Source organism: Pseudomonas hormoni (assembly GCF_018502625.1).
GTDB classification, from domain to species: domain Bacteria; phylum Pseudomonadota; class Gammaproteobacteria; order Pseudomonadales; family Pseudomonadaceae; genus Aquipseudomonas; species Aquipseudomonas hormoni.
The window spans coordinates 5441669-5465053 of record NZ_CP075566.1 but is presented as its reverse complement, the minus strand read 5'-3'; the positions used below and the strand labels follow the sequence as shown (position 1 = coordinate 5465053).

At 60.1% G+C, this 23385-nt stretch carries 20 protein-coding genes; 12 read left to right on the top strand and 8 right to left on the bottom strand.

The window, feature by feature from the left end; all coding sequences use genetic code 11:
- Positions 1–47 precede the first annotated feature (47 nt).
- Both KJF94_RS25445 and KJF94_RS25440 read left to right on the top strand, forming a co-directional pair.
- Entirely contained in the window at positions 48–1946 is a 1899-nt protein-coding gene (locus tag KJF94_RS25445) for a cytochrome c/FTR1 family iron permease (RefSeq protein WP_214379720.1), read from the top strand.
- A 127-nt stretch (positions 1947–2073) separates the two neighbouring features.
- A complete protein-coding gene (locus KJF94_RS25440; protein ID WP_192227491.1) occupies positions 2074–2529 on the top strand; it encodes a YaiI/YqxD family protein in 456 nt (151 codons plus the stop codon).
- Between the two features lie 181 nt (positions 2530–2710).
- Here KJF94_RS25440 and elbB read toward each other — a convergent pair whose 3' ends face one another.
- A complete protein-coding gene (elbB, locus tag KJF94_RS25435) occupies positions 2711–3379 on the bottom strand; it encodes an isoprenoid biosynthesis glyoxalase ElbB (protein ID WP_214379718.1) in 669 nt (222 codons plus the stop codon).
- A gap of 115 nt (positions 3380–3494) precedes the next feature.
- Here elbB and KJF94_RS25430 point away from each other — a divergent pair, with 115 nt between their 5' ends.
- Complete coding sequence (locus tag KJF94_RS25430; RefSeq protein ID WP_214379716.1) at positions 3495–4730, top strand: sterol desaturase family protein; 1236 nt, start codon at positions 3495–3497, stop codon at positions 4728–4730.
- On the opposite strand, the gene KJF94_RS25425 is transcribed toward KJF94_RS25430, so the two are convergent.
- Positions 4711–5343: a DedA family protein gene (locus KJF94_RS25425; protein WP_214379714.1), complete on the bottom strand. Its 633-nt coding sequence runs from the start codon at positions 5341–5343 to the stop codon at positions 4711–4713. The two genes, KJF94_RS25430 and KJF94_RS25425, sit on opposite strands and share 20 nt — an antisense overlap.
- A gap of 208 nt (positions 5344–5551) precedes the next feature.
- Here KJF94_RS25425 and hemB point away from each other — a divergent pair, with 208 nt between their 5' ends.
- On the top strand, positions 5552–6565 hold the full coding sequence (gene hemB / locus KJF94_RS25420) for a porphobilinogen synthase (RefSeq protein WP_214379712.1): 1014 nt from the start codon (positions 5552–5554) through the stop codon (positions 6563–6565).
- Positions 6566–6583: 18 nt separating this feature from the next.
- Positions 6584–8806, top strand: a complete 2223-nt coding sequence (gene ppk1 / locus KJF94_RS25415) for a polyphosphate kinase 1 (protein ID WP_214379710.1) — start codon at positions 6584–6586, stop codon at positions 8804–8806.
- Between the two features lie 163 nt (positions 8807–8969).
- Here ppk1 and ppx read toward each other — a convergent pair whose 3' ends face one another.
- The 5 genes from ppx to KJF94_RS25390 all read right to left on the bottom strand — a co-directional run bounded on the left by ppx (position 8970) and on the right by KJF94_RS25390 (position 13552).
- Positions 8970–10472 carry an exopolyphosphatase gene (gene ppx, locus KJF94_RS25410; RefSeq protein ID WP_214379708.1) on the bottom strand — a complete coding sequence of 501 codons (1503 nt, stop codon included), beginning with the start codon at positions 10470–10472 and terminating at the stop codon, positions 8970–8972.
- A 233-nt stretch (positions 10473–10705) separates the two neighbouring features.
- A complete protein-coding gene (locus KJF94_RS25405) occupies positions 10706–11443 on the bottom strand; it encodes an amino acid ABC transporter ATP-binding protein (protein WP_214379706.1) in 738 nt (245 codons plus the stop codon).
- A complete protein-coding gene (locus tag KJF94_RS25400; protein ID WP_214379704.1) occupies positions 11430–12080 on the bottom strand; it encodes an amino acid ABC transporter permease in 651 nt (216 codons plus the stop codon). The genes KJF94_RS25405 and KJF94_RS25400 overlap by 14 nt, the downstream gene beginning before the upstream one ends.
- Positions 12077–12745: an amino acid ABC transporter permease gene (locus KJF94_RS25395; RefSeq protein WP_214379703.1), complete on the bottom strand. Its 669-nt coding sequence runs from the start codon at positions 12743–12745 to the stop codon at positions 12077–12079. The genes KJF94_RS25400 and KJF94_RS25395 overlap by 4 nt, the downstream gene beginning before the upstream one ends.
- A 21-nt stretch (positions 12746–12766) precedes the next feature.
- On the bottom strand, positions 12767–13552 hold the full coding sequence (locus KJF94_RS25390; RefSeq protein WP_214379701.1) for a transporter substrate-binding domain-containing protein: 786 nt from the start codon (positions 13550–13552) through the stop codon (positions 12767–12769).
- Between the two features lie 256 nt (positions 13553–13808).
- On the opposite strand from KJF94_RS25390, the gene KJF94_RS25385 reads away from it, so the two are divergent.
- The 7 genes from KJF94_RS25385 to KJF94_RS25355 all read left to right on the top strand — a co-directional run bounded on the left by KJF94_RS25385 (position 13809) and on the right by KJF94_RS25355 (position 21942).
- Positions 13809–14516, top strand: coding sequence for a FadR/GntR family transcriptional regulator (locus tag KJF94_RS25385; RefSeq protein WP_214379699.1), 708 nt, complete (start codon positions 13809–13811; stop codon positions 14514–14516).
- Positions 14517–14636: 120 nt separating this feature from the next.
- Positions 14637–14966 (top strand): thioredoxin TrxA, encoded by a 330-nt coding sequence (gene trxA / locus KJF94_RS25380; protein WP_003206727.1) that lies wholly within the window; start codon positions 14637–14639, stop codon positions 14964–14966.
- A 250-nt stretch (positions 14967–15216) separates the two neighbouring features.
- Positions 15217–16476: a transcription termination factor Rho gene (gene rho / locus KJF94_RS25375; RefSeq protein WP_007942421.1), complete on the top strand. Its 1260-nt coding sequence runs from the start codon at positions 15217–15219 to the stop codon at positions 16474–16476.
- A 140-nt stretch (positions 16477–16616) separates the two neighbouring features.
- Positions 16617–18572: an acyltransferase family protein gene (locus KJF94_RS25370; protein WP_214379697.1), complete on the top strand. Its 1956-nt coding sequence runs from the start codon at positions 16617–16619 to the stop codon at positions 18570–18572.
- Positions 18573–18633: 61 nt separating this feature from the next.
- Positions 18634–20100 carry a 4-hydroxy-3-polyprenylbenzoate decarboxylase gene (ubiD, locus tag KJF94_RS25365; RefSeq protein WP_084320292.1) on the top strand — a complete coding sequence of 489 codons (1467 nt, stop codon included), beginning with the start codon at positions 18634–18636 and terminating at the stop codon, positions 20098–20100.
- Complete coding sequence (locus KJF94_RS25360; protein ID WP_214379695.1) at positions 20100–21068, top strand: CDP-6-deoxy-delta-3,4-glucoseen reductase; 969 nt, start codon at positions 20100–20102, stop codon at positions 21066–21068. The genes ubiD and KJF94_RS25360 overlap by 1 nt, the downstream gene beginning before the upstream one ends.
- A 205-nt stretch (positions 21069–21273) precedes the next feature.
- Positions 21274–21942, top strand: a complete 669-nt coding sequence (locus tag KJF94_RS25355) for a gamma-glutamylcyclotransferase (protein ID WP_214379693.1) — start codon at positions 21274–21276, stop codon at positions 21940–21942.
- Here KJF94_RS25355 and glpT read toward each other — a convergent pair.
- On the bottom strand, positions 21918–23267 hold the full coding sequence (glpT, locus tag KJF94_RS25350) for a glycerol-3-phosphate transporter (RefSeq protein WP_008024279.1): 1350 nt from the start codon (positions 23265–23267) through the stop codon (positions 21918–21920). The two genes, KJF94_RS25355 and glpT, sit on opposite strands and share 25 nt — an antisense overlap.
- Positions 23268–23385 lie beyond the last annotated feature (118 nt).

Here is a 23385-nt window from a genome sequence, read left to right as displayed (position 1 = left end):
TCGAAGTGAACAATGTGTTACTTCGTATTTCCAATTGAGATTCATTCATGACTGCCCCGTCCCGTTTCCTGGCCTGGCTGGTATTGCCGCTGTTTGCCTTGTGCAGTTCCAACCTGCTGGCCGACACCGTGGAAGGCGCGCCGCAAGCGCTGCATCTGCTCGATTACATCGGTGCCGATTACCCGGAATCGGTCGAGGCGGGCAAAGTCGTCAATGAGTCCGAATACCGCCAGCAGCTGGATTCCATCAAGGTGCTCCAAGGCTTGATCGCCGCCATGCCGGACAAGCCGGAAAAGGCAGGACTGGCGCAGGGCGTCAGCACGCTGCGCAGCGCCATCGCTGCACATCAGGACGGCGCGGACGTCGCCCGTCAGGCTCGGCAATTGGGCGCGAAGCTGGCAGTGGCTTATGAAGTCAGTCAGGCCCCGATCATTACGCCGGACCCGACCCGGGGTGCGCCGCTGTACGCTCAGCATTGTTCGGTCTGCCATGGCGATGCGGGTGCCGGGGATGGTCCCGCGGGTGTCGGCCTGACACCGCCGCCTTCCAATCTGCGTGATACAAAGCGCCTGGATCACCTCAGTCTCTACGCGATCTACAGCACGTTGGGCCTCGGTGTGGAAGGCACCGACATGCCGGCCTTCGCCGATCAACTGGACGACCGTCAGCGTTGGGACCTGGCGACCTACATCGCCAGTTTCAGCGCCGATCCGGCCGCGGCAAAATCCGAGAAAACCTACAACATCGCTGACCTCGCCCGTCAGACCCCGGCCGAAGTGCTGGCCGCCGAAGGCCCGCAAGCGGCAGCGACCTACCGCGCCCAGCGTTCGCAACCGCCGCAGGTCAAGCGTGGCCCGGCGCAACTGCTCGACTACACCGCTGCAACCCTGGACAAGAGCCTCGCGGCCTATCGCGCCGGCGATCACGATCAGGCTTATGACTTGTCGGTAGCGGCTTACCTGGAAGGTTTCGAACTGGTCGAAAGCTCCCTGGACAACGTCGACGCCAACGTGCGCAAAGACACTGAAAAATCCTTGATGGCTTACCGTCAGTCGTTGCAGGACGGTTTGCCGGTGGCCCAGGTCCAGCAGCTTCTGGATGCAGCCAAAGCCAGGTTGAAGGAGTCTGCCGGCCTGCTTGGCAGTGACGGCCTGAGCTGGTCGCTGAGCTACATTTCCGGTCTGCTGATTCTGCTGCGCGAAGGTCTGGAAGCGATCCTGGTGTTGGCGGCGATCCTCGCGTTCCTGCGCAACACCGGCCAGCAATCGGCAGTGCGCAGCGTCAACGTCGGTTGGGGCCTGGCGCTGGTGGCCGGTCTGGCGACCTGGGCGCTGGCGGCCTACGTGATCGATGTCAGCGGTTCGCAACGTGAATTGCTGGAAGGCGCGACGGCGTTGTTCGCCGCGGTCATGGTGCTCTGGCTCGGCGTGTGGATGCACGACCGTCGCCACGCAGCGGCCTGGCAGGATTACATCAAGAGCAGCCTGGTGGGCGGCGGTGGGCGTTTCGGCTTTGCGACGCTGGCATTCTTCTCGGTGTATCGCGAGCTGTTTGAAGTGATTCTGTTCTACGAGACCTTGTGGTTGCAGGCCGGGCCAGCGGGGCATAACGCGGTATTGGCTGGCGGTGCCACGGCGCTGGTGCTGCTGGTGGGGCTGGCGTGGGTGATCCTGCGGGGCTCGGCGAAACTGCCGCTGTCGCTGTTCTTCAGCATCAATGCCGGGTTGTTGTGCGCACTGTCGGTGGTGTTTGCCGGTCACGGCGTGAAGGCGTTGCAGGAAGCCGGGATTTTCGGCACGCGCCCGATACCGTTCTTTGAGTTCGACTGGCTGGGCATCCATGCTGATGCGTATTCGCTGAGTGCTCAGACGGTGGCGATCATTGCGATTATTGTGTTGTATGGGCGTAGCTGGATGGCGGAGAAGCGGCGGGTTTCGGTTTCTTAAAAGCATTCGCTGCGCTCATATTCGCGGGCAAGCCTCGCTCCTACAGGATTCTCGTGTTATTTGGGGCCGCGTATAACCTGTAGGAGCGAGGCTTGCCCGCGAAGCTTTTCAAAGGGAGGAAAACACAATGCGTGTGTGGATCGATGCCGACGCCTGCCCTCGGGCGGCCAAGGATCTGGTGGTGAAGTTCGCCCTCAAGCGCCAGTTCGAAGTGGTGCTGGTGGCGGGGCAGCCGCAGATCAAGCCGGGGTTGGCGCTGGTGAAGCTGATCGTGGTGCCCAGTGGCCCGGATGCAGCGGACGACTATCTGGTGGAGCACGCGGTGCCCGGTGAGCTGGTGATCTGCAGCGACGTGCCACTGGCCGACCGGCTGGTGAAGAAGGGCGTTGCAGCGCTGGACCCGCGGGGAAAGGAGTTCGACGCACAGAACATGGGCGATCGGCTGGCGGTGCGCAACCTGTTCACCGACTTGCGTGAACAGGGGCAGATGAGCGGCGGCCCGGCGCCGTTTGGCGAACGGGAGAAGCAGGCATTTGCCAATGCGCTGGACCGGATTCTTACCCGACTAACGCGCAAGTCCTGAACGGACCCTGCACCTGTGGCGAGGGAGCTTGCTCCCGCTGGGGTGCGAAGCAACCCCAAAACCATCCACTACTGTTCTTCAGAAAAACCGTGTCAGCCGATTTTACGACTGCTGCGCCCGAGCGCGGACCGGCCGACGGGAGCAAGCTCCCTCGCCACAAAAGCGCCCTAAGCCATCCGTTTCAGGCGTCGTTTTCGTGGGTCAGTTCGAGGACGCGGTCCACGAGTTTGTTGATGCCGGAGGCCGCTTCGCTGATGCTCTGCGCCAGCATGTAAGCTGGAGTGCTCACCAGTTTGCGCGCCTTGTCTTCGACGATGTCTGTTACTGCGCAGTCCGCGTGGGTCGCGCCCATCTTGTTCATCGCAGCGGCAGTGTCGGCGTCGTTGCCGATGGTGCAGGTCACGCCCGGCCCATAGATCTTCGCGGCCAGCGCCGGGGAGATACAGATCAGCCCGACCGGTTTACCCGCTTCGGCAAACGCTTCAGCCAACGCCAGGACTTCCGGTTGAACCGTGCAGCCGGCGCCTTCGATCGCGAAGTTCGACAGGTTCTTCGCCGCGCCAAAACCACCCGGCACGATCAGCGCGTCGAAATCCTCGACGTCGGCCTCACGGATATCCTTGATGTTGCCCCGGGCGATCCGCGCCGATTCCACCAGCACATTGCGTGACTCGGGCATCTCTTCGCCGGTCAGGTGGTTGATCACTTGCAACTGCGCAATGTTGGGGGCAAAGCACTGCACCTGAGCGCCACGCTGGTCCAGGCGCAGCAGGGTGATCACACTTTCGTGGATCTCGGCGCCGTCGTAGACGCCACAGCCGGAAAGGATCACTGCAATTTTTTTGCTCATGGGTTTTTCTCCAGATTCATGGCGTTAAATGTCCACTAATTTGTCACTCGTTGCCATAGGGTTAATTCGCGGCTAAACATAGGATCTGTCCTCAAGATTCCGATCAGGGCGCGTCATGGACTTCATTCTGTATGCGGTGCCGTTCTTCTTTGTGCTGATTGCCGTCGAACTGCTGGCCGACCGTTGGCGCGGGGTGAGCAATTATCGGATGGCCGACGCGATCAACAGCATCAGCACCGGCGTGCTGTCCACCACCACGGGCCTGTTGACCAAGGGTGTGGGGCTGGTGACGTACGCATTTGCCCTCAAGCACCTGGCGCTGTTCGAGCTCTCGGCCGACAGCGTCTGGGTCTGGGTGTTTGCCTCCGTCCTCTATGACTTCTGCTACTACTGGCTGCATCGCATGGGCCATGAACGCAACATCCTCTGGGCGGCGCATTCGGTGCATCACCAGAGCGAGGACTACAACCTCTCCACGGCGTTGCGCCAGACCAGTACCGGGTTTCTGCTGAGCTGGATTTTCTACCTGCCGATGGCCGTCCTCGGCGTGCCGCTGCTGGTGTTCATCAGCGTCGCGGCGCTTAACCTGCTGTATCAATTCTGGGTGCATACGCGACACATTCCCAAGCTTGGCTGGTTCGAGTGGTTCTTCGTCACGCCGTCCAATCATCGGGCCCACCATGCACAGAACGCTCTCTACATGGATCGCAACTACGGCGGGGTGTTCATTATTTGGGACCGTCTGTTTGGCTCGTTCCAGGAAGAGGACGACAACGAACCGGTGGTTTTCGGCGTGACCACGCCACTCGCGAGCTGGAATCCGTTGTGGGCAAACGTGCAGTTTTACGCGCAGCTCTGGGATGACGCGCGACGGGCTGAAAGCGTGTGGGACAAGCTGCGGATCTGGTTCATGCGCACCGGTTGGCGGCCGGCGGACGTGGCGCAAAAGTACCCGATGAACAAACCGGACCTGAGCCAGTTCCGCAAATTCGAAGTGCCGCTGGACGGGCGTCAGCAGATTTACGTCCTGTTGCAGTTCTGCGTCTACATCGCGCTGGGCAGCTACTTGATGAACTTCGAGCCGCATCTGCCGACCGCCGCGTTGGTGCTCGGCTGGAGTGCAGTGGCATTGGGACTGTTTACGCTGGGCGTGGCCCTGGAGAATCGCCCTTGGGCGTTGAAGCTGGAGCTGCTGCGCCTGGCATCGAATGTGCCTCTGGTGTGGCTCGCACCGGTGGTCGGGCTGTGGCCGGCCAGCGCGGTGGGCTGGGTCGGCCTGCTGAGTTACAGCCTGCTCAGCGGAATCGGTCTCTACTGCTGCAGAAACCGCTTCACTCGGTTGGCGTCTTGATCTCGGCGGCCTTGGCCTGTTCGGCTTTCAAGGCCTGCTCGTCGGCGTAGACCTGCTTCGCCAGACGGGCATTCTTGAAGCGCCGGCGCAGCCACAGTACGACGCCCAGTATCAGCAGGGCGCCAAGCACCCATAGCTCGTACTTCTTGACGCTGCCCAACAGGCCTTCGAGCACCGCGCCGAAGTGATAGGCCGCGGCGGCCAGGGCGGTCGCCCAGATCGCTGCACCAATCCCGTTGAGCAACAGGTAACGGCCTGGCGGATAGCCTGACAGGCCGATCGCCACCGGCATCACCGTGCGCAAACCGTAGACAAAACGGAAGCTCAGCACCCAGATGTCCGGGTGCCTGCGGATGTGTTCCAGTGCCCGGTCGCCCATCATCTGCCAGCGTGGTTTGCGCGCCAGCAACTTGCGGCCGTGCTTGCGCCCCAGGAAGTACCACAGCTGATCGCCGGCATAGCTGCCGAAAAAAGCCACGACCACCACCAGGTTGATGTCCATGTATCCACGGAACGCGAGGAAGCCCGCGAGCACCAGAATGGTTTCGCCTTCGAAGAACGTGCCGAGAAAAAGGGCAAAGTAGCCGAAGTCATGCAGAAATTGTTGGAGCATTGTCTGGGTGCTGGCGAAATGAACGCGCAGCCTAACCCTTCGTGCACATTCATGAAAGTGTCCAAATGTGTCTCGACGTGAACATTTCCTACAAGGACAATGGAATGCGGCTACCTGTCACAGGGGTGCACATAACTGTAATACGTTGGTCATAATGGCCGCTTATAACTGTCACGCTCGCCCGTTTGCGCGGGCTCAGGAGTCTGCCGTGAGCTTTACCCCTGCCAACCGTTTGTTTCCTGCAACCCGCCTGCGTCGTAATCGCCGTGATGATTTCTCGCGTCGACTGGTTCGTGAAAACGTCCTGACTGTCGATGACCTGATCCTGCCGGTGTTCGTGCTGGACGGTGAAAACCGTCGTGAAGCGGTGGCCTCGATGCCCGGCGTTGAACGCCTGACCATCGACCTGTTGCTGGAAGAAGCAGCCAAGTGGGTCGAACTGGGCATTCCGGCCGTGGCGCTGTTCCCGGTCACGCCACCCGAACTCAAGTCGCTGGACGCCGCCGAAGCCTGGAACCCCGAAGGCATTGCCCAGCGCGCCACCCGCGCCCTGCGTGCGCAGTTCCCTGAACTGGGCGTGATCACCGACGTTGCACTGGACCCGTTCACCACCCACGGTCAGGACGGTATCCTCGACGAAGAAGGCTATGTACAGAACGACATCACCGTCGATGCACTGGTCAAGCAGGCCCTGTCCCACGCCGAAGCCGGCGCTCAGGTGGTGGCCCCGTCGGACATGATGGACGGTCGCATCCAGGCGATCCGCGAAGCCCTTGAACTGGCCGATCACGTCAACGTGCGGATCATGGCCTATTCGGCGAAGTACGCCAGCGCGTATTACGGCCCGTTCCGCGATGCGGTGGGTTCGGCGCTGAACCTGGGCAAGGCCAACAAGGCCTCCTATCAGATGGACCCGGCCAACAGCAACGAAGCCCTGCACGAAGTGGCGGCGGACTTGTCAGAAGGCGCGGACATGGTCATGGTCAAGCCAGGCATGCCGTACCTGGATATCCTTTACCGGGTCAAGGAAGAATTCAAAGTGCCGACCTTTGTCTATCAGGTCAGCGGTGAATACGCCATGCACATGGCGGCGATCCAGAATGGCTGGTTGAGCGAAGGGGTTATCCTCGAATCCCTGACCGCTTTTAAACGTGCAGGCGCTGATGGCATCCTGACTTACTTTGCCGTTCGTGCTGCTCAACTGTTACGAGAGCAAAAATAGCCCTCCCAGGAACATTCGATGAATACCGAAGGACTCACTGAAGTTGCAGTACAAGAGGCTCAACCTGTGGTGGAGCAGATCGCCGAAACCCAGCCGGAGCTGGAGCCTGCTCCACCCGCGGTGGTGGTCGAAACCGCGCCGGCGGCGCCAGCGATTGTCGTTCCAGGCCTGGATGACAGCAGCCTGTACATTCATCGCGAGCTCTCGCAACTGCAGTTCAATATCCGCGTGCTGGAGCAGGCGCTGGACGAGTCCTACCCGTTGCTGGAGCGGCTGAAGTTCCTGCTGATTTTCTCCAGCAACCTGGATGAGTTCTTCGAAATTCGTGTGGCCGGCCTCAAGAAGCAGATCACCTTCGCCCGTGAACAGGCCGGCGCCGATGGTCTGCAACCGCACCAGGCCCTGGCCCGGATCAGCGAACTGGTGCACGGTTACGTAGACCGCCAGTACGCGATCCTCAACGACATTCTGTTGCCGGAACTGGAGAAACATCAGGTCCGCTTCATCCGTCGCCGTTACTGGACCACCAAGCTCAAGACCTGGGTTCGCCGTTATTTCCGCGACGAGATCGCGCCGATCATCACCCCGATCGGCCTCGACCCGACGCACCCGTTCCCGTTGCTGGTGAACAAGAGCCTGAACTTTATCGTCGAGCTCGAAGGCATCGACGCCTTCGGTCGCGATTCCGGTCTGGCGATCATCCCGGCTCCGCGTCTGTTGCCGCGAGTCATCAAAGTGCCGGAAGAAGTCGGCGGCCCTGGCGACAACTATGTATTCCTGTCGTCGATGATCCACGCGCACGCCGATGACTTGTTCCAGGGCATGAAGGTCAAGGGCTGCTACCAGTTCCGCCTGACCCGAAACGCCGACCTTGCCGTCGACACCGAAGACGTCGAAGACCTGGCCCGCGCCCTGCGCGGCGAACTGTTCTCCCGTCGCTACGGTGACGCGGTGCGTCTGGAAGTGGCCGACACCTGCCCGAAACAACTGTCCGATTACTTGCTCAAGCAGTTCAACCTGCACGAGACCGAGCTGTACCAGGTCAACGGTCCGGTCAACCTGACCCGCCTGTTCAGCATCACCGGCCTCGACAGTCAGCGCGAGCTGCAATACCTGCCGTTCACGCCGCAGATCCCGAAACTGCTGCAGAACAGCGAGAACATTTTCAGCGTGATCAGCAAGCAGGACATTCTGCTGCTGCACCCGTTCGAGTCGTTTACGCCTGTCGTCGATTTGCTGCGCCAGGCGGCGAAAGATCCGCACGTATTGGCGGTCCGTCAGACGCTGTACCGCTCCGGCGCCAACTCGGAAATCGTTGATGCGCTGGTTGATGCGGCGCGAAACGGCAAGGAAGTCACCGCGGTGATCGAATTGCGCGCGCGGTTCGACGAAGAGTCCAACCTGCAACTGGCCAGCCGCCTGCAAGCGGCCGGTGCGGTGGTGATTTACGGTGTGGTCGGCTTCAAGACCCACGCCAAGATGATGCTGATTCTGCGTCGCGAGGCCGGCGAGATCGTGCGTTACGCGCATTTGGGTACGGGTAACTATCACGCCGCCAATGCCCGCCTGTACACCGACTACAGCTTGCTGACCTCGGACGACGCCTTGTGCGAAGACGTCGGCAAACTGTTCAGCCAGCTGATCGGCATGGGTAAAACATTGCGCATGAAGAAGCTGCTGCACGCGCCGTTCACGCTGAAGAAGGGCATGCTCGACATGATTGCCCGCGAGACTCAGTTCGCCCTTGAGGGCAAACCGGCGCACATCATCGCCAAGTTCAACTCGCTGACCGATCCGAAGATCATCCGCGCGTTGTACAAGGCCAGCCAGTCGGGCGTGCGCATCGATCTGGTGGTGCGTGGCATGTGCTGCCTGCGTCCGGGCATCGCCGGGGTTTCGCACAACATCCACGTGCGCTCGATCATCGGTCGCTTCCTGGAACACACGCGGGTCTTCTACTTCCTCAATGGCGGTGACGAGCAGATGTTCCTGTCCAGTGCCGACTGGATGGAGCGCAACCTCGACAAGCGCGTCGAAACTTGCTTCCCGGTGGAAGGCAAGAAGCTGATCATGCGGGTCAAGAAAGAGCTGGAGCTCTACCTGACCGACAACACCCATAGCTGGAGTCTGCAGGCGGACGGTCGTTACATCCGCAACACGCCGACCGGCAACCAGAACCCGCGCAGTGCGCAGGCCACGTTGCTGGAGCGGTTGGGCAGTCCGATTCTGGCTGTGCGTTAACCCACACGCTGCATAAAAAATGGCGATCCCTGCGGATCGCCATTTTTGTTTCCACCGCAAATTCTGTAGGAGCACAGCTTGCTGGCGAAGGCGTCAGTGAGATCGCCTTCGCCGGCAAGCCGTGCTCCTACAGAACCGTGTACGGCGAGCGTTTATCGGTGGATTATCGGACGTTCAGAATGAACCCCACCCGAGTCAGCCATTCCGCCTCCAGGGCGAAGTCGGCCTGAGTCAGCTGGTTTTCGTCCAGCCAGTTTTCCGGGAACAACACATCCAGGCTGTCGCCATTGGCATGCAGCACCACTTGTGGCATTTCCTGAGTGCCGCGGATGTGATGGAACAGGATCGCAAAGCGCAGCAGCACGCACAGGCGAATCAGCTTGATGCCTTCATCGCCAAAATCGGCAAACCTGTCCTTGGGAATATTGCGGCGGTGACCACGCACCAATAGCGCGAGCATCAGTTGATCTTCGCGGGAGAACCCGGCCAGGTCCGAATGCTCGATCAGGTACGAGCCGTGTTTGTGATACTGATAGTGAGCGATGTCCAGGCCCACTTCATGGACCTTGGCGGCCCAGCCCAGCAACTCGCGCCAGACGCCGTCATCCAGCTCCCAATCCTCGGCCACCTGATCGAAGGCATGCAGCGCCTTGCGCTCGACCCGTGCCGCTTGTTCCAGATCGACGTGATAACGCTCCATCAGCGAGCTGAGCGTGCGTTCACGGACGTCTTCATGATGATGACGGCCCAGCAGGTCATAGAGCACGCCTTCGCGCAGGGCGCCTTCACAGTGATCCATGCGCTGGAGTTCGAGGGCATCGAAGATCGCTTCGAGAATCGCCAGGCCGGCCGGGAAAATCGCCCGGCGGTCAGGCTTGATGCCCTCGAAGTCGATTTTCTCGACGTCGCCGAGTTTGATCAGCTTGCGCTTGAGCCACGCCAGGCCTTGGGCGTTGACCTCGCCCGTGCCATGACCACCGGCCTTCAGCGCCAGGCCGATGGCACGGATGGTGCCCGAAGAGCCGATGGCTTCATCCCAGGTCAGGCGGTGCAGGGCGTGTTCGATGCTCATGATTTCCAGCCGCGCCGCCGTGTAGGCCTGGGCGTAGCGGGCCGGGGTGATCTTGCCGTCCTTGAAATAGCGCTGGGTGTAGCTGACGCAGCCCATTTGCAGGCTTTCACGCAGCAGCGGTTCAAAGCGCTGGCCGATGATGAATTCGGTACTGCCGCCGCCGATGTCGGCCACCAGGCGCTTGCCCGGCGTGTCGGCGAGGGTGTGGGACACGCCCAGATAGATCAGGCGCGCCTCTTCACGGCCGGAGATGACTTCCACCGGGTGGCCGAGAATTTCTTCGGCGCGGTGGATGAATTCGTTGCGGTTACGGGCTTCACGCAGGGCGTTGGTGCCGACGATCCGCACGGCGCCCGGGGGCATACCGTTGATCAGTTGGGCAAAGCGCTTGAGGCAATCGAGCCCGCGCTGCATGGATTCTTCGCTGAGCTTGCGCTCTTCGTCGATGCCGGCGGCCAGCTGAACCTTCTCCCCGAGACGCTCGAGAATACGGATTTCGCCGTTCTGGGCCTTGGCCACGACCATGTGAAAGCTGTTGGAGCCCAGGTCGATTGCGGCGATCAGGGACAGATTCTTGGCTTGGGATTGCGGCATGGTCAGGGGGTCTCGGTCGATAACCCAGACATCGTGCCACGATCAAACGCTGACGCCAACGCGCAGTGTTCAAAGCCTTGATCCTGAGCAGCCCTGTGGCGAGGGAGCTTGCTCCCGCTGGGCTGCGCAGCGGCCCCAAAACCAGACAGCGCGGTGCTTCAGGAAAAACCGGTTGGCAGGTTCTACGACTGCTGCGCAGCCGAACGGGAGCAAGCTCCCTCGCCACAAAGGTTTCAGACGGCCGCCTCAACCGTCCCGATGAAATTCGCCAACTCCGCCGTCTGCGGATTCGCGAACAGAATCTTCGGATCCCCCACCTCATGCACCTTCCCCATATGCATGAACACCAACTTATCCCCAACCTCCCGGGCAAAACGCATTTCATGGGTGACCATGATCAGCGTCATGCCTTCTTTGGCCAGTTGCCGAACCACGCTCAGCACCTCATTGACCAATTCCGGGTCCAGCGCCGAGGTGATCTCGTCACACAGCAACACCTTCGGCGACATCGCCAGCGCCCGGGCAATCGCCACCCGTTGCTGCTGCCCGCCGGACAGCCGATCCGGGAAGGCATCAAACTTCTCCCCGAGCCCGACCCGTTCCAGCATCTCCCGTGCCAACTCCGCCGCTCTGGCCTTGGGCACTTTTTGCACTACCTGGGGTGCGAGCATCACGTTCTCGCCCACGGTCAGGTGCGGGAACAGGTTGAACTGCTGGAACACCATCCCGACCTTCTGCCGCAGGCTGCGCAAATCGGCGCGGGCGGCGTCGAGGTATTCGCCGTCGACCTCGATCACGCCGTCGTTGATCGACTCCAGACCGTTCAGCGTGCGCAGCAACGTCGATTTGCCCGAGCCGCTGCGGCCGATGATCGCCACCACCTGGCCTTCCTCGACGCTCAGGTCGATGCCTTTGAGCACATGGTGGTCGCCGTAATACTTATGCAGGGCGGAAATTCTAAGCAGAGGCATGCAGTCTCCTTTCCAGATAGCGCGCACTGAGGGACAAGGGGTAGCAGAGCAGGAAGTAACCGAGGGCCACGAGGCCGTAGACCATGAACGGTTCGAAGGTCGCGTTGGCGAGCATGCCGCCGGTCTTGGTCAGCTCGGTGAAGCCGATGATCGAGGTGACGGCGGTGCCTTTGACCGCTTGCACCGAGAAACCCACGGTCGGCGCCACCGCAATGCGCAAGGCTTGCGGCAGGATCACGTAGCGCAGTTGCTCCAGCGGGTTGAGTGCAAGGCTCGACGAGGCTTCCCACTGACCGTGAGGGATCGACTCGACGCAACCGCGCCAGATCTCCGCCAGGTAAGCGCTGGTGAACAGCGTCAAGGCAATCGCCGCCGCCATCCACGGTGAAATCTCCAGGCCGGCCAACGCCACGCCGAAAAACACCAGAAACAGCTGCATCAGCAGTGGCGTGCCCTGAAACAACTCGATGTAGGTGCGGGCGAAACTGCGCGGCAGGGCTTTCTTTGAAATGCGCATGACCATGATCAGCAAGCCGACCAACCCGCCGCCGATAAACGCCACCAGCGACAGCGCAAGGGTCCATTGCAGGCCTGTGAGCAGGTTTCGCACGACGTCCCAGAAGGTGAAATCGCTCATTGGCCGCTCCTTGCTATGTATCGACGGCCGATCCAGTTCAGCAATTGGCGGATCAGCAGCGCCATGCACAGGTAAAGCAACGTGGTCAGGGCGTAGGTTTCAAAGGCGCGGAAGTTGCGCGACTGAATGAAGTTGGCGGCAAAACTCAGCTCTTCGGTGGCGATCTGCGAACAGACCGCCGAGCCGAGCATGACGATGATGATCTGGCTGCTCAGCGCCGGCCACACTTTGCCCAGCGCTGGCAGCAGGATCACGTGGCGGAAGGCTTCGAATCGGGTCATCGCCAAGGCAGCCGCGGCTTCCAGTTGTCCTCGAGGAATCGCTTGAATGCCGGCGCGGATGATCTCGGTGGAATAAGCCCCGAGGTTGATCACCATCGCCAGCACCGCGGCCTGCCATTCGGAAATCTGCAAGCCCAGCGATGGCAAACCGAAGAAGATGAAAAACAGCTGCACCAGAAACGGTGTGTTGCGGATCAATTCGACGTAGACACCGAAAATCGCCGAGAAAGGGCGGATGTTCCACGCCCGTACCAGCGCCCCGACGATGCCCAGGCCTACGCCGAGCACCGCGCCGATGGCCGTCAGTTCAAGGGTGAACAGCGCACCGCGCAGCAACAGGTCGGTGTTTTGCACCACCGGTATGAAGTCGAACTGATAAGCCATATCAAGTCTCCCGAGCGACGATCAGAGATCGGCCGGCAGTGGCTCTTTAAGCCACGTCTGAGAGTTCTTTGCCAGCGCACCATCGGTCTTGGCAGTGGCAAGGATCTGGTTGACCTTGCCCAGCAATGCCGGCTCGTTCTTGTTCACGCCAACGTAGACCGGCGAATCCTTGAGCTTCACTTTCAACGCCGGCACGCGTTTCGGGTTTTTCTCGCTGATCGCCACCATCACCACGTTGCCGCTGGCGATCAGGTCGACCTGGCCGGCGAGGTAAGCGGCGATGGTCGAGTTGTTGTCCTCGAAGCGCTTGATGGTCACGCCTTCGGGCGCGACTTTGGTCAGCTCGATGTCTTCGATGGCGCCACGGGTGACGCTGACGGTTTTGCCCTTGAGGTCGTCCAGGCCTTTGATCTCGGCATCCGGCGGACCGAACACGGCGAGGTAGAACGGCGCGTAGGCGCTGGAGAAGTCGATGACTTTCTCGCGTTCGGGGTTCTTGCCGAGGCTGGAAATCACCAGATCCACTTTGCCGGTGGTGAGGAACGGGATGCGGTTGGTACTGTTGACCGGCGTCAGCTCGAGTTTGACCTTGAGCTGATCGGCCAGCAGTTTGGCGGTGTCGATATCGAGGCCGCGGGGTTTCATGTCCGGGCCGACCGAGCCGAACGGCGGGAAGTCCTGAGGCACGGCCACCTTGAGGACGCCGCGTTTGACCACCTCTTCCAGGCCGTCGGCGTGGGCGGGCATCTGGCTCAGCATCAGGCTGGCAAACAGGGAGGCGAGGAGGGCGCTGTAACGCAGGGTCATGGCAAATCTCCGGATCGGCGAGGAATGATTTCTGCGGATCGACAGAGCACGGGCCATGCCAACATCGGGGTTTAGTGGTGCGAAGCCACGGTTTTGCTGGCGTTGAACGGTCTTACTGGTCTGAACAGTCGCGCCGCGTTTCGCACTCCGATGGCGCATCCTCGGCCATCGCCGAACCCCGGTGGGGCACGACTTGCCGGGCGTCGCGAATAGCTTTAAAACTAGCCGCTCATTCGCCTGGTTCGTCTGAAAAACCATGAACTCGATCTCCCGAGCCGTACCCGAAGTGGCGCTGCAAGCCATCCGCAAACTGATCGCCGAGCAAGGTTTCGGGCCGGGGGATGCCTTGCCTTCGCAACGCGACCTGGCCGTGCAATTGGGGGTGAGTCGGGCGTCGTTACGGGAGGCGTTGTCGTCATTGAGTGCGTTGGGTGTGATCAGCATTCAGCCGGGCAAGGGCGTTTTCGTGCAGGCGACGGTGGAATTGCCGCGATCCGATGCAGCGCCGGGCTGGCCCTTCGCGGCCCAGGCTTCGCCGCTGGATATCTTCCAGTTGCGCTATGCCCTTGAAGGTTTTGCCGCCGGTCTCGCTGCCGTGACCTTGAGCACCGATGAACTCGATGCGCTGGAAGACAACGTTGCCGCGATGCGCAATGAATTGAAGGTTGGCGATTTTGAGGCGGCAGCACGCCTGGACTTCGAATTCCACCGGCGCATCCTGCTGGCCAGCGGCAATCAGGCGATGCTGAGCATTCTCAGCGCCAGCGCCGACATCTTTCTGGAGAGCCAGAAGCTACCGTTCATCCGGGCAGAGCGAGCCATGGAAACCTGGCAGGAGCATCGCAAAATCCTCCGCGCGCTGGCCCGGCGCTCGTCCGGTGCGGCGCAGAAGGCCATGCACGAACATGTGCGCAACGCCGCCCTGCGCACCGGCATTGCCTTCATCGCTCCCGCCACGTCCTGACTTGAGCTATACCCAAACTCATGCACCACCATAGCGAGACTCAATCATCTGCACCTTCCTGAACGAAGGAAGGGCGGCTATGATGGGCCACGTTTTTTTGCTTACAACCTGGAGACTTCCATGAGCAGCGATCTTATCAAACACGTTAGCGACGCTAGCTTCGAGGCCGACGTACTCAAGGCCGAAGGCGCTGTACTGGTCGACTACTGGGCTGAATGGTGCGGCCCTTGCAAAATGATCGCTCCTGTTCTGGACGAGATTGCTGAAACCTACAAAGGCAAGCTGACCGTTGCCAAACTGAACATCGACGAAAACCAGGAAACCCCGGCCAAGCATGGCGTGCGTGGTATCCCGACCCTGATGCTGTTCAAGAACGGCAACGTTGAAGCGACCAAGGTCGGCGCACTGTCGAAGTCGCAACTGGCTGCTTTCCTCGACGCCAACATCTAAGCGTCGCTGTAAAGTGTCCGAAAAAAAGGCCCCGCAAATTGCGGGGCTTTTTCGTTATTGAGGGCTAGACGCTCCGAAACTCAGGTGGTACATTCGGCCCCGCACTGGTTTCTCCATTGCCCCCTGCTAGCCGTCGCCGACGCACTCCTTTTCGAATAAGTACGCGATCCTGTCGCCTTCTCTGCGGCGCGGCCTCATTAAGCCAAAAGCTTAATTTCCCCCCCTCCATAAATGATTACGTCATTCCTATATGAATCTGACTGAACTCAAGCAAAAGCCGATTACCGAACTGCTCGAATTGGCCGAACAGATGGGCATAGAAAATATGGCCCGTTCGCGCAAGCAGGACGTGATTTTCTCCCTGCTCAAAAAGCACGCTAAAAGCGGCGAGGAAATCTCCGGTGATGGCGTGCTGGAGATTCTCCAGGACGGCTTCGGCTTCCTGCGCTCCGCTGACGCTTCCTATCTCGCCGGCCCGGACGATATCTACGTCTCGCCGAGCCAGATCCGCCGTTTCAACTTGCGCACCGGTGACACCATCGTTGGCAAGATCCGCCCTCCGAAGGAAGGCGAACGCTATTTCGCACTGCTCAAGGTCGACACGATCAACTACGATCGTCCCGAGAACGCGAAAAACAAGATTCTCTTTGAGAACCTGACCCCGCTGTTCCCGACCGTGCGCATGAAGATGGAAGCCGGCAACGGTTCCACCGAAGACTTGACCGGTCGAGTCATCGACCTGTGCGCCCCGATCGGCAAAGGCCAGCGCGGTCTGATCGTTGCACCGCCGAAAGCCGGTAAAACGATCATGCTGCAGAACATCGCGGCGAACATCGCACGTAACAACCCTGAAGTTCATCTGATCGTGTTGCTGATCGACGAGCGTCCGGAAGAAGTAACCGAAATGCAGCGCACCGTGCGCGGCGAAGTGGTTGCCTCGACATTCGACGAGCCGCCAACCCGCCACGTGCAGGTTGCCGAAATGGTGATCGAGAAGGCCAAGCGCCTGGTCGAACACAAGAAAGACGTGGTGATCCTGCTCGACTCCATCACCCGTCTGGCTCGCGCCTACAACACCGTGATCCCGAGCTCCGGCAAAGTGCTCACCGGTGGTGTCGATGCCCACGCCCTGGAGAAACCGAAACGTTTCTTCGGCGCTGCACGGAACATCGAAGAAGGCGGCTCGCTGACCATCATCGCCACCGCTCTGGTTGAAACCGGCTCGAAGATGGACGAAGTGATCTACGAAGAATTCAAAGGCACGGGCAACATGGAACTGCCGCTGGATCGTCGTATCGCTGAAAAACGCGTCTTCCCGGCCATCAACATCAACCGTTCCGGCACCCGCCGCGAAGAGTTGCTGACCGCCGACGACGAGTTGCAGCGCATGTGGATCCTGCGCAAGCTGCTGCACCCGATGGACGAAATCGCCGCCATCGAGTTCCTGGTCGACAAGCTGAAAACGACCAAGACCAACGACGAGTTCTTCCTGTCGATGAAACGCAAGTAACACGCAGTCCGCTGCAAAAAAGGGCGCCCCGAACAGGGCGCTTTTTTTTGTGCGTGAGATTTGTGTCTTGATTGATAACTTTCCTGCCGCCACGATGTCCCTTTCGGATCGTTTTTGTATCGGATACGACAAGGGACGTTATGCACACATTTGGCAGTCGCCGTGACATTGACGGATTGCGGGCTCTGGCCGTCATTCCGGTCGTGCTCTTTCACTTTGGTTTCAGCACGTTCAGCGGTGGGTTCGTCGGTGTTGATGTTTTCTTTGTCATTTCCGGATTTCTGATTACCAGCATCCTGTTCCGCGACATCAGCGCGCAGCATTTCAGCTTCGTCGATTTCTGGGCTCGACGTGCACGACGCATCATTCCAGCCTTGAGCGTGGTGCTATTGGTGACGTTGGCACTCGGCTGGTTATTGCTGACGGCCAAGGACTTCTCCGAGCTGGGCAGGACGGTTCGTTATCAGTCGCTGTTCATTTCAAACATTCTGTTCATGCGCGAAGACGGTTACTTCCAACCGGCGTCGGATTTGAAACCGTTGCTTCATACCTGGTCCCTGGCCGTTGAAGAGCAGTACTACATCTTCTTTCCGCTGTTGATGGTGTTGTTGATGCGCCATGTTCGCCATTGGCGCTGGATGCTGTTTGCGGTGCTGCTGGTGTCTTTCGGACTGAATATCGCCTATATCGAGCGTAAACCCGACGTGGCGTTCTTCTCGCTGCCGACACGTGCCTGGGAGTTGTTGTGCGGCGCGATGCTCGCGGTCCTGCCAGTGCGCAAACACGCTGCTCGGCCCTGGCTCGCTCAGTCTGTTGGTGCGGCCGGGTTGGCGGCTGTTCTGCTGGCGGTGTTCACGTTTGACCGGGGAACTATGTTTCCAGGCTGGGCAGCGTTGTTGCCGGTACTCGGTGCCACCGCGCTGATCTGGTCGGGCGGGCAGGGTTCGACCTGGGCCGGCCAGCTATTGAGTGCGCGTGTTTTTGTCTGGATCGGCTTGCTCTCCTATTCCTTGTATCTGTGGCACTGGCCGGTCTACGTCTATGCCAATGCCATTTCGATCGACGGCATTCAGCCCTGGGAGGCTGCTGGCTGGATGCTGCTGGCGCTGGGCCTGGCCTGGTTGAGCTGGCGCTTCGTCGAGCTGCCCTTCCGTGAAAAACGCCTGCTGGCCGGACGCAAGCCCGTGCTGGTCGGCGGCTTGATGGCGATGGCTGTTCTCGCGGTGACGGGTTCCGTCGTGCGCTCGCAGGAGGGTTTTCCTCAGCGCCTGACCGGCAAAGCGCTGGAATATGCGCAGGCCAGGGAATGGCGCGCCGGGCAGATGAAATGCATGCTGGTGACCAAGGACAAGAAATTCGACAAGGCCTGTCTGCTCGGTGACAACCAAGAGGTCCCGGCGACACGACTGGTATGGGGCGACAGCCACGCCGCGGCGTTGATGCCGGCGATCGAAAGTGGTGCCAAGCGTGAAGGGCGCCCGGTGTGGCTTTACAGCATGAGCGCCTGTCCGCCGATCCTCAGTGATGACCCGCGCCAGCGCTGCAAGGACTTCAACGAACAGACCATGGAGCAGGTTCGTCGCCTGCAGATCAAGGATGTGGTGCTGGCCTCCAATTGGAGTCTTTACGTTTACGGTCGTGAAGACGGCGATAAGCAAGTGTTGCTCAACCCGCACGACACTACCGCCCAGGCCGAGGCGCGCATGGCCGCAGCGCTGAAAGCGCGGGTGGCGGCGATAAGGGAAGCGGGCGCGCAAGTCTGGCTGTTCAAGGAAGTGCCGCTGCAGCGCAAGGGCGCCATCAGCCGACTGACCAGCCTGGCCCGGGTCGGGCGTTCGGCTGAGGGGCTGGGGCGTCCGCTCGAAGAGCACCTCGCTCGCCAGCATTTCCTCAGCGGCTTGTTCGATTCGATGAGCGCCGCCGACCCCGGCGTGCATGTCATTGATCCAACGCCACTGATGTGTGCGGACCAGGTCTGCAGCATTGAAGCCAATGGCCATTCGAAGTACAAGGATGAGGATCATCTTTCGGACTCCGGCAGCGCCCGGCTGAGCCCACTGTTTACGCCGATGCTGCTGGGTGCAAATCACAATTGATCGTGCTGTTTTAACGCCAGAGCAGGTAGGATGTACGCCTATTTTCGGGGTGGCATCTTCAATGAAATTCAAGGACCTTCGGGATTTCGTGCAGCAACTTGAGCAGCGCGGAGAGTTGAAACGCATCCAGATTCCCGTCTCTCCAGTGCTGGAGATGACGGAAGTCTGCGACCGCACGCTACGGGCCAAAGGCCCGGCGTTGTTGTTCGAGAACCCCACCGGCTACGACATCCCGGTACTTGGCAACCTGTTCGGCACCCCGGAGCGGGTCGCCATGGGCATGGGCGCAGAAGCGGTCAGCGAACTGCGCGAGATCGGCAAACTGCTGGCGTTCCTCAAGGAGCCCGAGCCACCGAAAGGGTTGAAGGACGCCTGGTCGAAGCTGCCCATCTTCCGCAAGATCATCGCCATGGCGCCCAAGGTCGTCAAAGACGCGGTGTGCCAGGAAGTGGTCATCGAAGGCGACGATGTCGATCTCGCGATGCTGCCGGTGCAGACCTGCTGGCCCGGCGATGTCGCCCCGCTGATCACCTGGGGCCTGACCGTCACCAAAGGTCCGAACAAGGACCGCCAGAACCTCGGCATCTACCGTCAGCAAGTGATCGGCCGCAACAAGGTCATCATGCGTTGGCTAAGCCACCGTGGCGGCGCGCTGGATTACCGCGAGTGGTGCGAGAAGCATCCGGGCCAGCCATTCCCGGTGTCCGTGGCGCTGGGGGCTGACCCGGCGACCATTCTTGGCGCCGTGACGCCGGTGCCGGACAGCCTCTCCGAATACGCGTTCGCCGGCCTGCTGCGCGGTAACCGCACCGAACTGGTGAAGTGCCGCGGCAACGACCTGCAAGTGCCGGCCACCGCCGAGATCATCCTCGAAGGCGTGATCCATCCCGGCGAAATGGCCGACGAAGGTCCGTACGGCGATCACACCGGTTACTACAACGAAGTCGACAGCTTCCCGGTGTTCACCGTCGAGCGCATTACCCATCGGATCAAACCGATCTACCACAGCACTTACACCGGCCGTCCGCCGGATGAGCCGGCGATTCTTGGCGTGGCGCTGAATGAAGTGTTCGTACCTATCCTGCAGAAGCAGTTCCCGGAGATCACCGACTTCTACCTGCCGCCCGAAGGCTGCTCGTACCGCATGGCCATCGTGACCATGAAGAAGTCGTATCCCGGCCATGCCAAGCGGGTAATGCTCGGTGTCTGGTCGTTTTTGCGACAGTTCATGTACACCAAGTTCGTTATTGTCACGGACGACGATATCAACGCGCGGGACTGGAACGACGTGATCTGGGCCATCACCACGCGCATGGACCCCAAGCGCGACACGGTGATGATCGACAACACGCCGATCGACTACCTCGATTTCGCCTCGCCGGTCTCCGGCCTGGGTTCGAAAATGGGGCTCGATGCCACGCATAAATGGCCCGGCGAAACCACCCGCGAGTGGGGCCGGGTGATCGTCAAGGATGATGCCGTGACCCAACGGATCGATGCCATCTGGAATCAGTTAGGAATAGATTGATGCGTGTAACCTTGCAGCCCTCCGGAGCAGTGCTTGAGATTCTGCCCGGCGAGCGGATTCTCGATGGCGCACGGCGTCTGGGCTATGAATGCCCGCAAAGCTGCCGCAACGGCAATTGCCACGTGTGCGCCGCGCTGCTGGTGGAAGGACGGGTCGAACAGGAAGGCGGTGTGCGCGACCATGGCGAGTTCTACACTTGCATAGCAGAGCCGCTGGAAGACTGCATCGTGCTGTGGGATGGCGTGCTCGCGCGGGGAGAACTGCCGGTGCGCAGCTTGTCATGTCAGGTCATTGAGTGCAGGGACGTCGGCGGCGACACCTGGCGCGTGAGCCTGCGGGCGCCGGCCGGCAAGCCGCCGCGCTATCACGCCGGCCAGTACCTGCTGATCGAGCGTGAAAACGGCGAGAAATCCGCTTTCTCCCTGGCCTCGGCACCCCATGCCGGGCGAGATCTGCAAATTCATGTGCTGGCGCGCGAAAGCAGTGCGTTGAGCCTGATTGAGCAACTTCAGCGCAATTCCATGGTGCGGATCGAAATGCCGTTCGGTGATACCCATCTGGCGGAATTGCCGGATGGGCCGTTGGTGCTGATTGCTGCGGGTACGGGCATGGGCCAGATCCACAGCCTGATCGAACATTGCCGGGCCTCGGGCTTCAAGCATCCGGTGCATCTGTATTGGGGGGTGCGTCGTCCCGAAGACTTTTATGAGATCGAACATTGGGATGAATGGCTGAAATTGCCCAATCTGTTCCTGCATAAAGTCGTCAGCGATCACTGTGGCTGGCCGGGGCGTTGCGGCATGCTGCATGAAGCGGTGTGTGAGGATTTCCCGGACCTGAAAGCCTTGCATGTGTATGCCAGCGGCTCTCCGGCCATGGTCTATGGCACGCTGGATGCGCTGGTTGAAGCCGGGATGGATGCTCATCAGATGCGCGCGGATGTGTTTGCGTACGCGCCGCGCTCTTGAGCCGCGCTTAGTCGTTATAACTCCATATATAGCCGATCGGTATTTATAAATTTTTATAAATACCGGTAGGTTATATGTCATTCAGGCAATTATCTAAAACCGTGCCATGGCACTTAAATTGCCTTAAAACATATGTGCCTTATTGTTACAGCGGTGCGTTCTATTAAGTAATTCATTACCCGCGGGGAGCTGAACGCTATTCGCCATGAGCGCCATTGAATCTGCTTTTATGAATCTGGCTTACCCTCCGCGGCTCGATCTGGGGCCGCAGCTTACGCACGAACAATTGCTCAGCTCGATGCAGTCGACCATGGCGCGCCACAAGGGTGGGCCGGTCTGGCTGTTCGCTTATGGCTCGCTGATCTGGCGCCCTGAATGCGCGGCGGTTGAACGCGTTCGCGGCCGGGTGCATGGCTATCATCGCGGTTTGTATTTGTGGTCCCACGAACATCGTGGCACGCCGGAAGTGCCGGGGCTGGTGTTTGGTCTGGATCGCGGCGGCTCTTGCAGCGGCTTCGCTTACCGTTTACCCGAAGAACAACTCGAAGCGTCGCTCTACGCACTGTGGCAGCGGGAAATGCCATTTCCGTCCTATCGCCCACACTGGCTCAACTGCCGTCTCGAAGACGGAAGCCAGGTTCAGGCATTGGGATTCGTGTTGGAGCGACACCTGCCCAGCTATGCCGGCAACTTGCCGGATCACGTGCTGAGCCACGTGTTCGAAAACGCTTGCGGGCGTTACGGCACCACCCGCGATTATGTCGAGCAGACCGCCAACGCCCTGCGTAGCCACGCCATGCCAGACCGGAATCTGGAGGCGCGGCTCAAGCGTTGCAAATCAAAAGCCGATCAGGCGATGGCTTCGCGGGTCTGACTGGCGACTTGCTTGTGCCACAAGGTTGGCGCAAGGAACGCCATCGCCAGCAGGCACGCGCCGATCAGCAAGACGAAGCCGCCGTCCCAGCCGAAATGGTCCACGGTGTAGCCCATGGCTGCACTGGCCGCGACTGAACCACCCAGGTAACCGAACAGACCGGTGAAACCCGCTGCCGTACCGGCGGCTTTCTTCGGCGCCAGTTCCAGCGCTTGCAAGCCGATCAGCATCACCGGACCGTAGATCAGGAAACCAATCGAGATCAGCGCGATCATGTCGACCGTCGGGTTGCCAGCCGGGTTGAGCCAATAGACCAGCGTCGCCACGGTCACCAACGCCATGAACACCATGCCGGTCAGGCCACGGTTGCCACGGAAGATCTTGTCCGACATCCAGCCGCACAACAGTGTCCCGGGAATACCTGCCCACTCGTAGAGGAAATACGCCCACGAGGTTTTGTCCACGCTGAAACCCTTGGCTTCCTTGAGGTAGGTCGGTGCCCAGTCCAGCACGCCATAGCGCAGCAGGTAGACAAAGACGTTGGCCATTGCGATGTACCAGAGCATTTTGTTGCGCAGCACGTATTTGACGAAGATTTCCTTGGCGCTGAATTCTTCTTCGTGACTGGCGTCGTAGCCTTCCGGATAGTCGTTCTTGTACTTCTCGATCGGCGGCAGGCCGACCGATTGCGGCGTGTCGCGCATGGTGGCGAAAGCGAACACCGCGACGGCCATGGCCACTGCAGCCGGCACATAGAACGCTGCGTGCCAGTCATTGAACAGGCCCATACCCAGCAGGAACAACGGACCAATCAGGCCACCGCCCACGTTATGCGCCACGTTCCACAGCGACACCACGCCACCGCGTTCCTTCTGCGACCACCAGTGCACCATGGTCCGTCCACTCGGCGGCCAACCCATGCCCTGAGCCCAGCCATTGATAAACAGCAGGATGAACATAATGGTCACGCTGGACGTGGCCCAGGGCGCGAAGCCGAAAATGAACATGACGCCGGCCGAAACCAGCAAGCCGAATGGCAGGAAGAAGCGTGGATTGGAACGGTCGGAAACAATGCCCATCAGAAACTTGGACAAGCCGTAGGCGATAGCAATGGCCGACAACGCCAGGCCCAACTCACCGCGGGTATAACCCTCTTCGATCAGATAGGGCATGGCCAGCGAGAAGTTTTTGCGCAGCAGGTAGTAACCCGCGTAGCCGATGAATATGCCGGCGAAGATCTGCCAGCGATGACGTCGGTAGGCGCTGTCTATTTTTTCTTCAGGCAATGGAGCCTGATGTGCGGCAGGACGAAAAAAAGCAAACATTCAAGAGCTCCAGATTTCTTGTTTTGACTGCGGATGCGAATGTTACAGTTTCATTACCGAAAATAGCACCGGTTCGCATCGGCCAAACAGCGGAAATGTTGGAGATCGCATGTTCTTT

Excerpts from the sequence above, each read along its gene's own strand:
- ubiD (WP_084320292.1), top strand. The coding sequence starts at position 18,634 with ATGAAATTCAAGGACCTTCGGGATTTCGTGCAGCAACTTGAGCAGCGC.
- KJF94_RS25390 (WP_214379701.1), bottom strand. The coding sequence starts at position 13,552 with ATGACCCTGCGTTACAGCGCCCTCCTCGCCTCCCTGTTTGCCAGCCTG.
- KJF94_RS25425 (WP_214379714.1), bottom strand. The coding sequence starts at position 5,343 with ATGCTCCAACAATTTCTGCATGACTTCGGCTACTTTGCCCTTTTTCTC.
- KJF94_RS25430 (WP_214379716.1), top strand. The coding sequence starts at position 3,495 with ATGGACTTCATTCTGTATGCGGTGCCGTTCTTCTTTGTGCTGATTGCC.
- KJF94_RS25370 (WP_214379697.1), top strand. The coding sequence starts at position 16,617 with ATGCACACATTTGGCAGTCGCCGTGACATTGACGGATTGCGGGCTCTG.
- KJF94_RS25405 (WP_214379706.1), bottom strand. The coding sequence starts at position 11,443 with ATGCCTCTGCTTAGAATTTCCGCCCTGCATAAGTATTACGGCGACCAC.
- KJF94_RS25385 (WP_214379699.1), top strand. The coding sequence starts at position 13,809 with ATGAACTCGATCTCCCGAGCCGTACCCGAAGTGGCGCTGCAAGCCATC.
- glpT (WP_008024279.1), bottom strand. The coding sequence starts at position 23,267 with ATGTTTGCTTTTTTTCGTCCTGCCGCACATCAGGCTCCATTGCCTGAA.
- ppx (WP_214379708.1), bottom strand. The coding sequence starts at position 10,472 with ATGCCGCAATCCCAAGCCAAGAATCTGTCCCTGATCGCCGCAATCGAC.
- rho (WP_007942421.1), top strand. The coding sequence starts at position 15,217 with ATGAATCTGACTGAACTCAAGCAAAAGCCGATTACCGAACTGCTCGAA.
- ppk1 (WP_214379710.1), top strand. The coding sequence starts at position 6,584 with ATGAATACCGAAGGACTCACTGAAGTTGCAGTACAAGAGGCTCAACCT.
- KJF94_RS25440 (WP_192227491.1), top strand. The coding sequence starts at position 2,074 with ATGCGTGTGTGGATCGATGCCGACGCCTGCCCTCGGGCGGCCAAGGAT.
- KJF94_RS25355 (WP_214379693.1), top strand. The coding sequence starts at position 21,274 with ATGAGCGCCATTGAATCTGCTTTTATGAATCTGGCTTACCCTCCGCGG.
- KJF94_RS25395 (WP_214379703.1), bottom strand. The coding sequence starts at position 12,745 with ATGGCTTATCAGTTCGACTTCATACCGGTGGTGCAAAACACCGACCTG.
- KJF94_RS25360 (WP_214379695.1), top strand. The coding sequence starts at position 20,100 with ATGCGTGTAACCTTGCAGCCCTCCGGAGCAGTGCTTGAGATTCTGCCC.
- elbB (WP_214379718.1), bottom strand. The coding sequence starts at position 3,379 with ATGAGCAAAAAAATTGCAGTGATCCTTTCCGGCTGTGGCGTCTACGAC.
- trxA (WP_003206727.1), top strand. The coding sequence starts at position 14,637 with ATGAGCAGCGATCTTATCAAACACGTTAGCGACGCTAGCTTCGAGGCC.
- KJF94_RS25400 (WP_214379704.1), bottom strand. The coding sequence starts at position 12,080 with ATGAGCGATTTCACCTTCTGGGACGTCGTGCGAAACCTGCTCACAGGC.
- KJF94_RS25445 (WP_214379720.1), top strand. The coding sequence starts at position 48 with ATGACTGCCCCGTCCCGTTTCCTGGCCTGGCTGGTATTGCCGCTGTTT.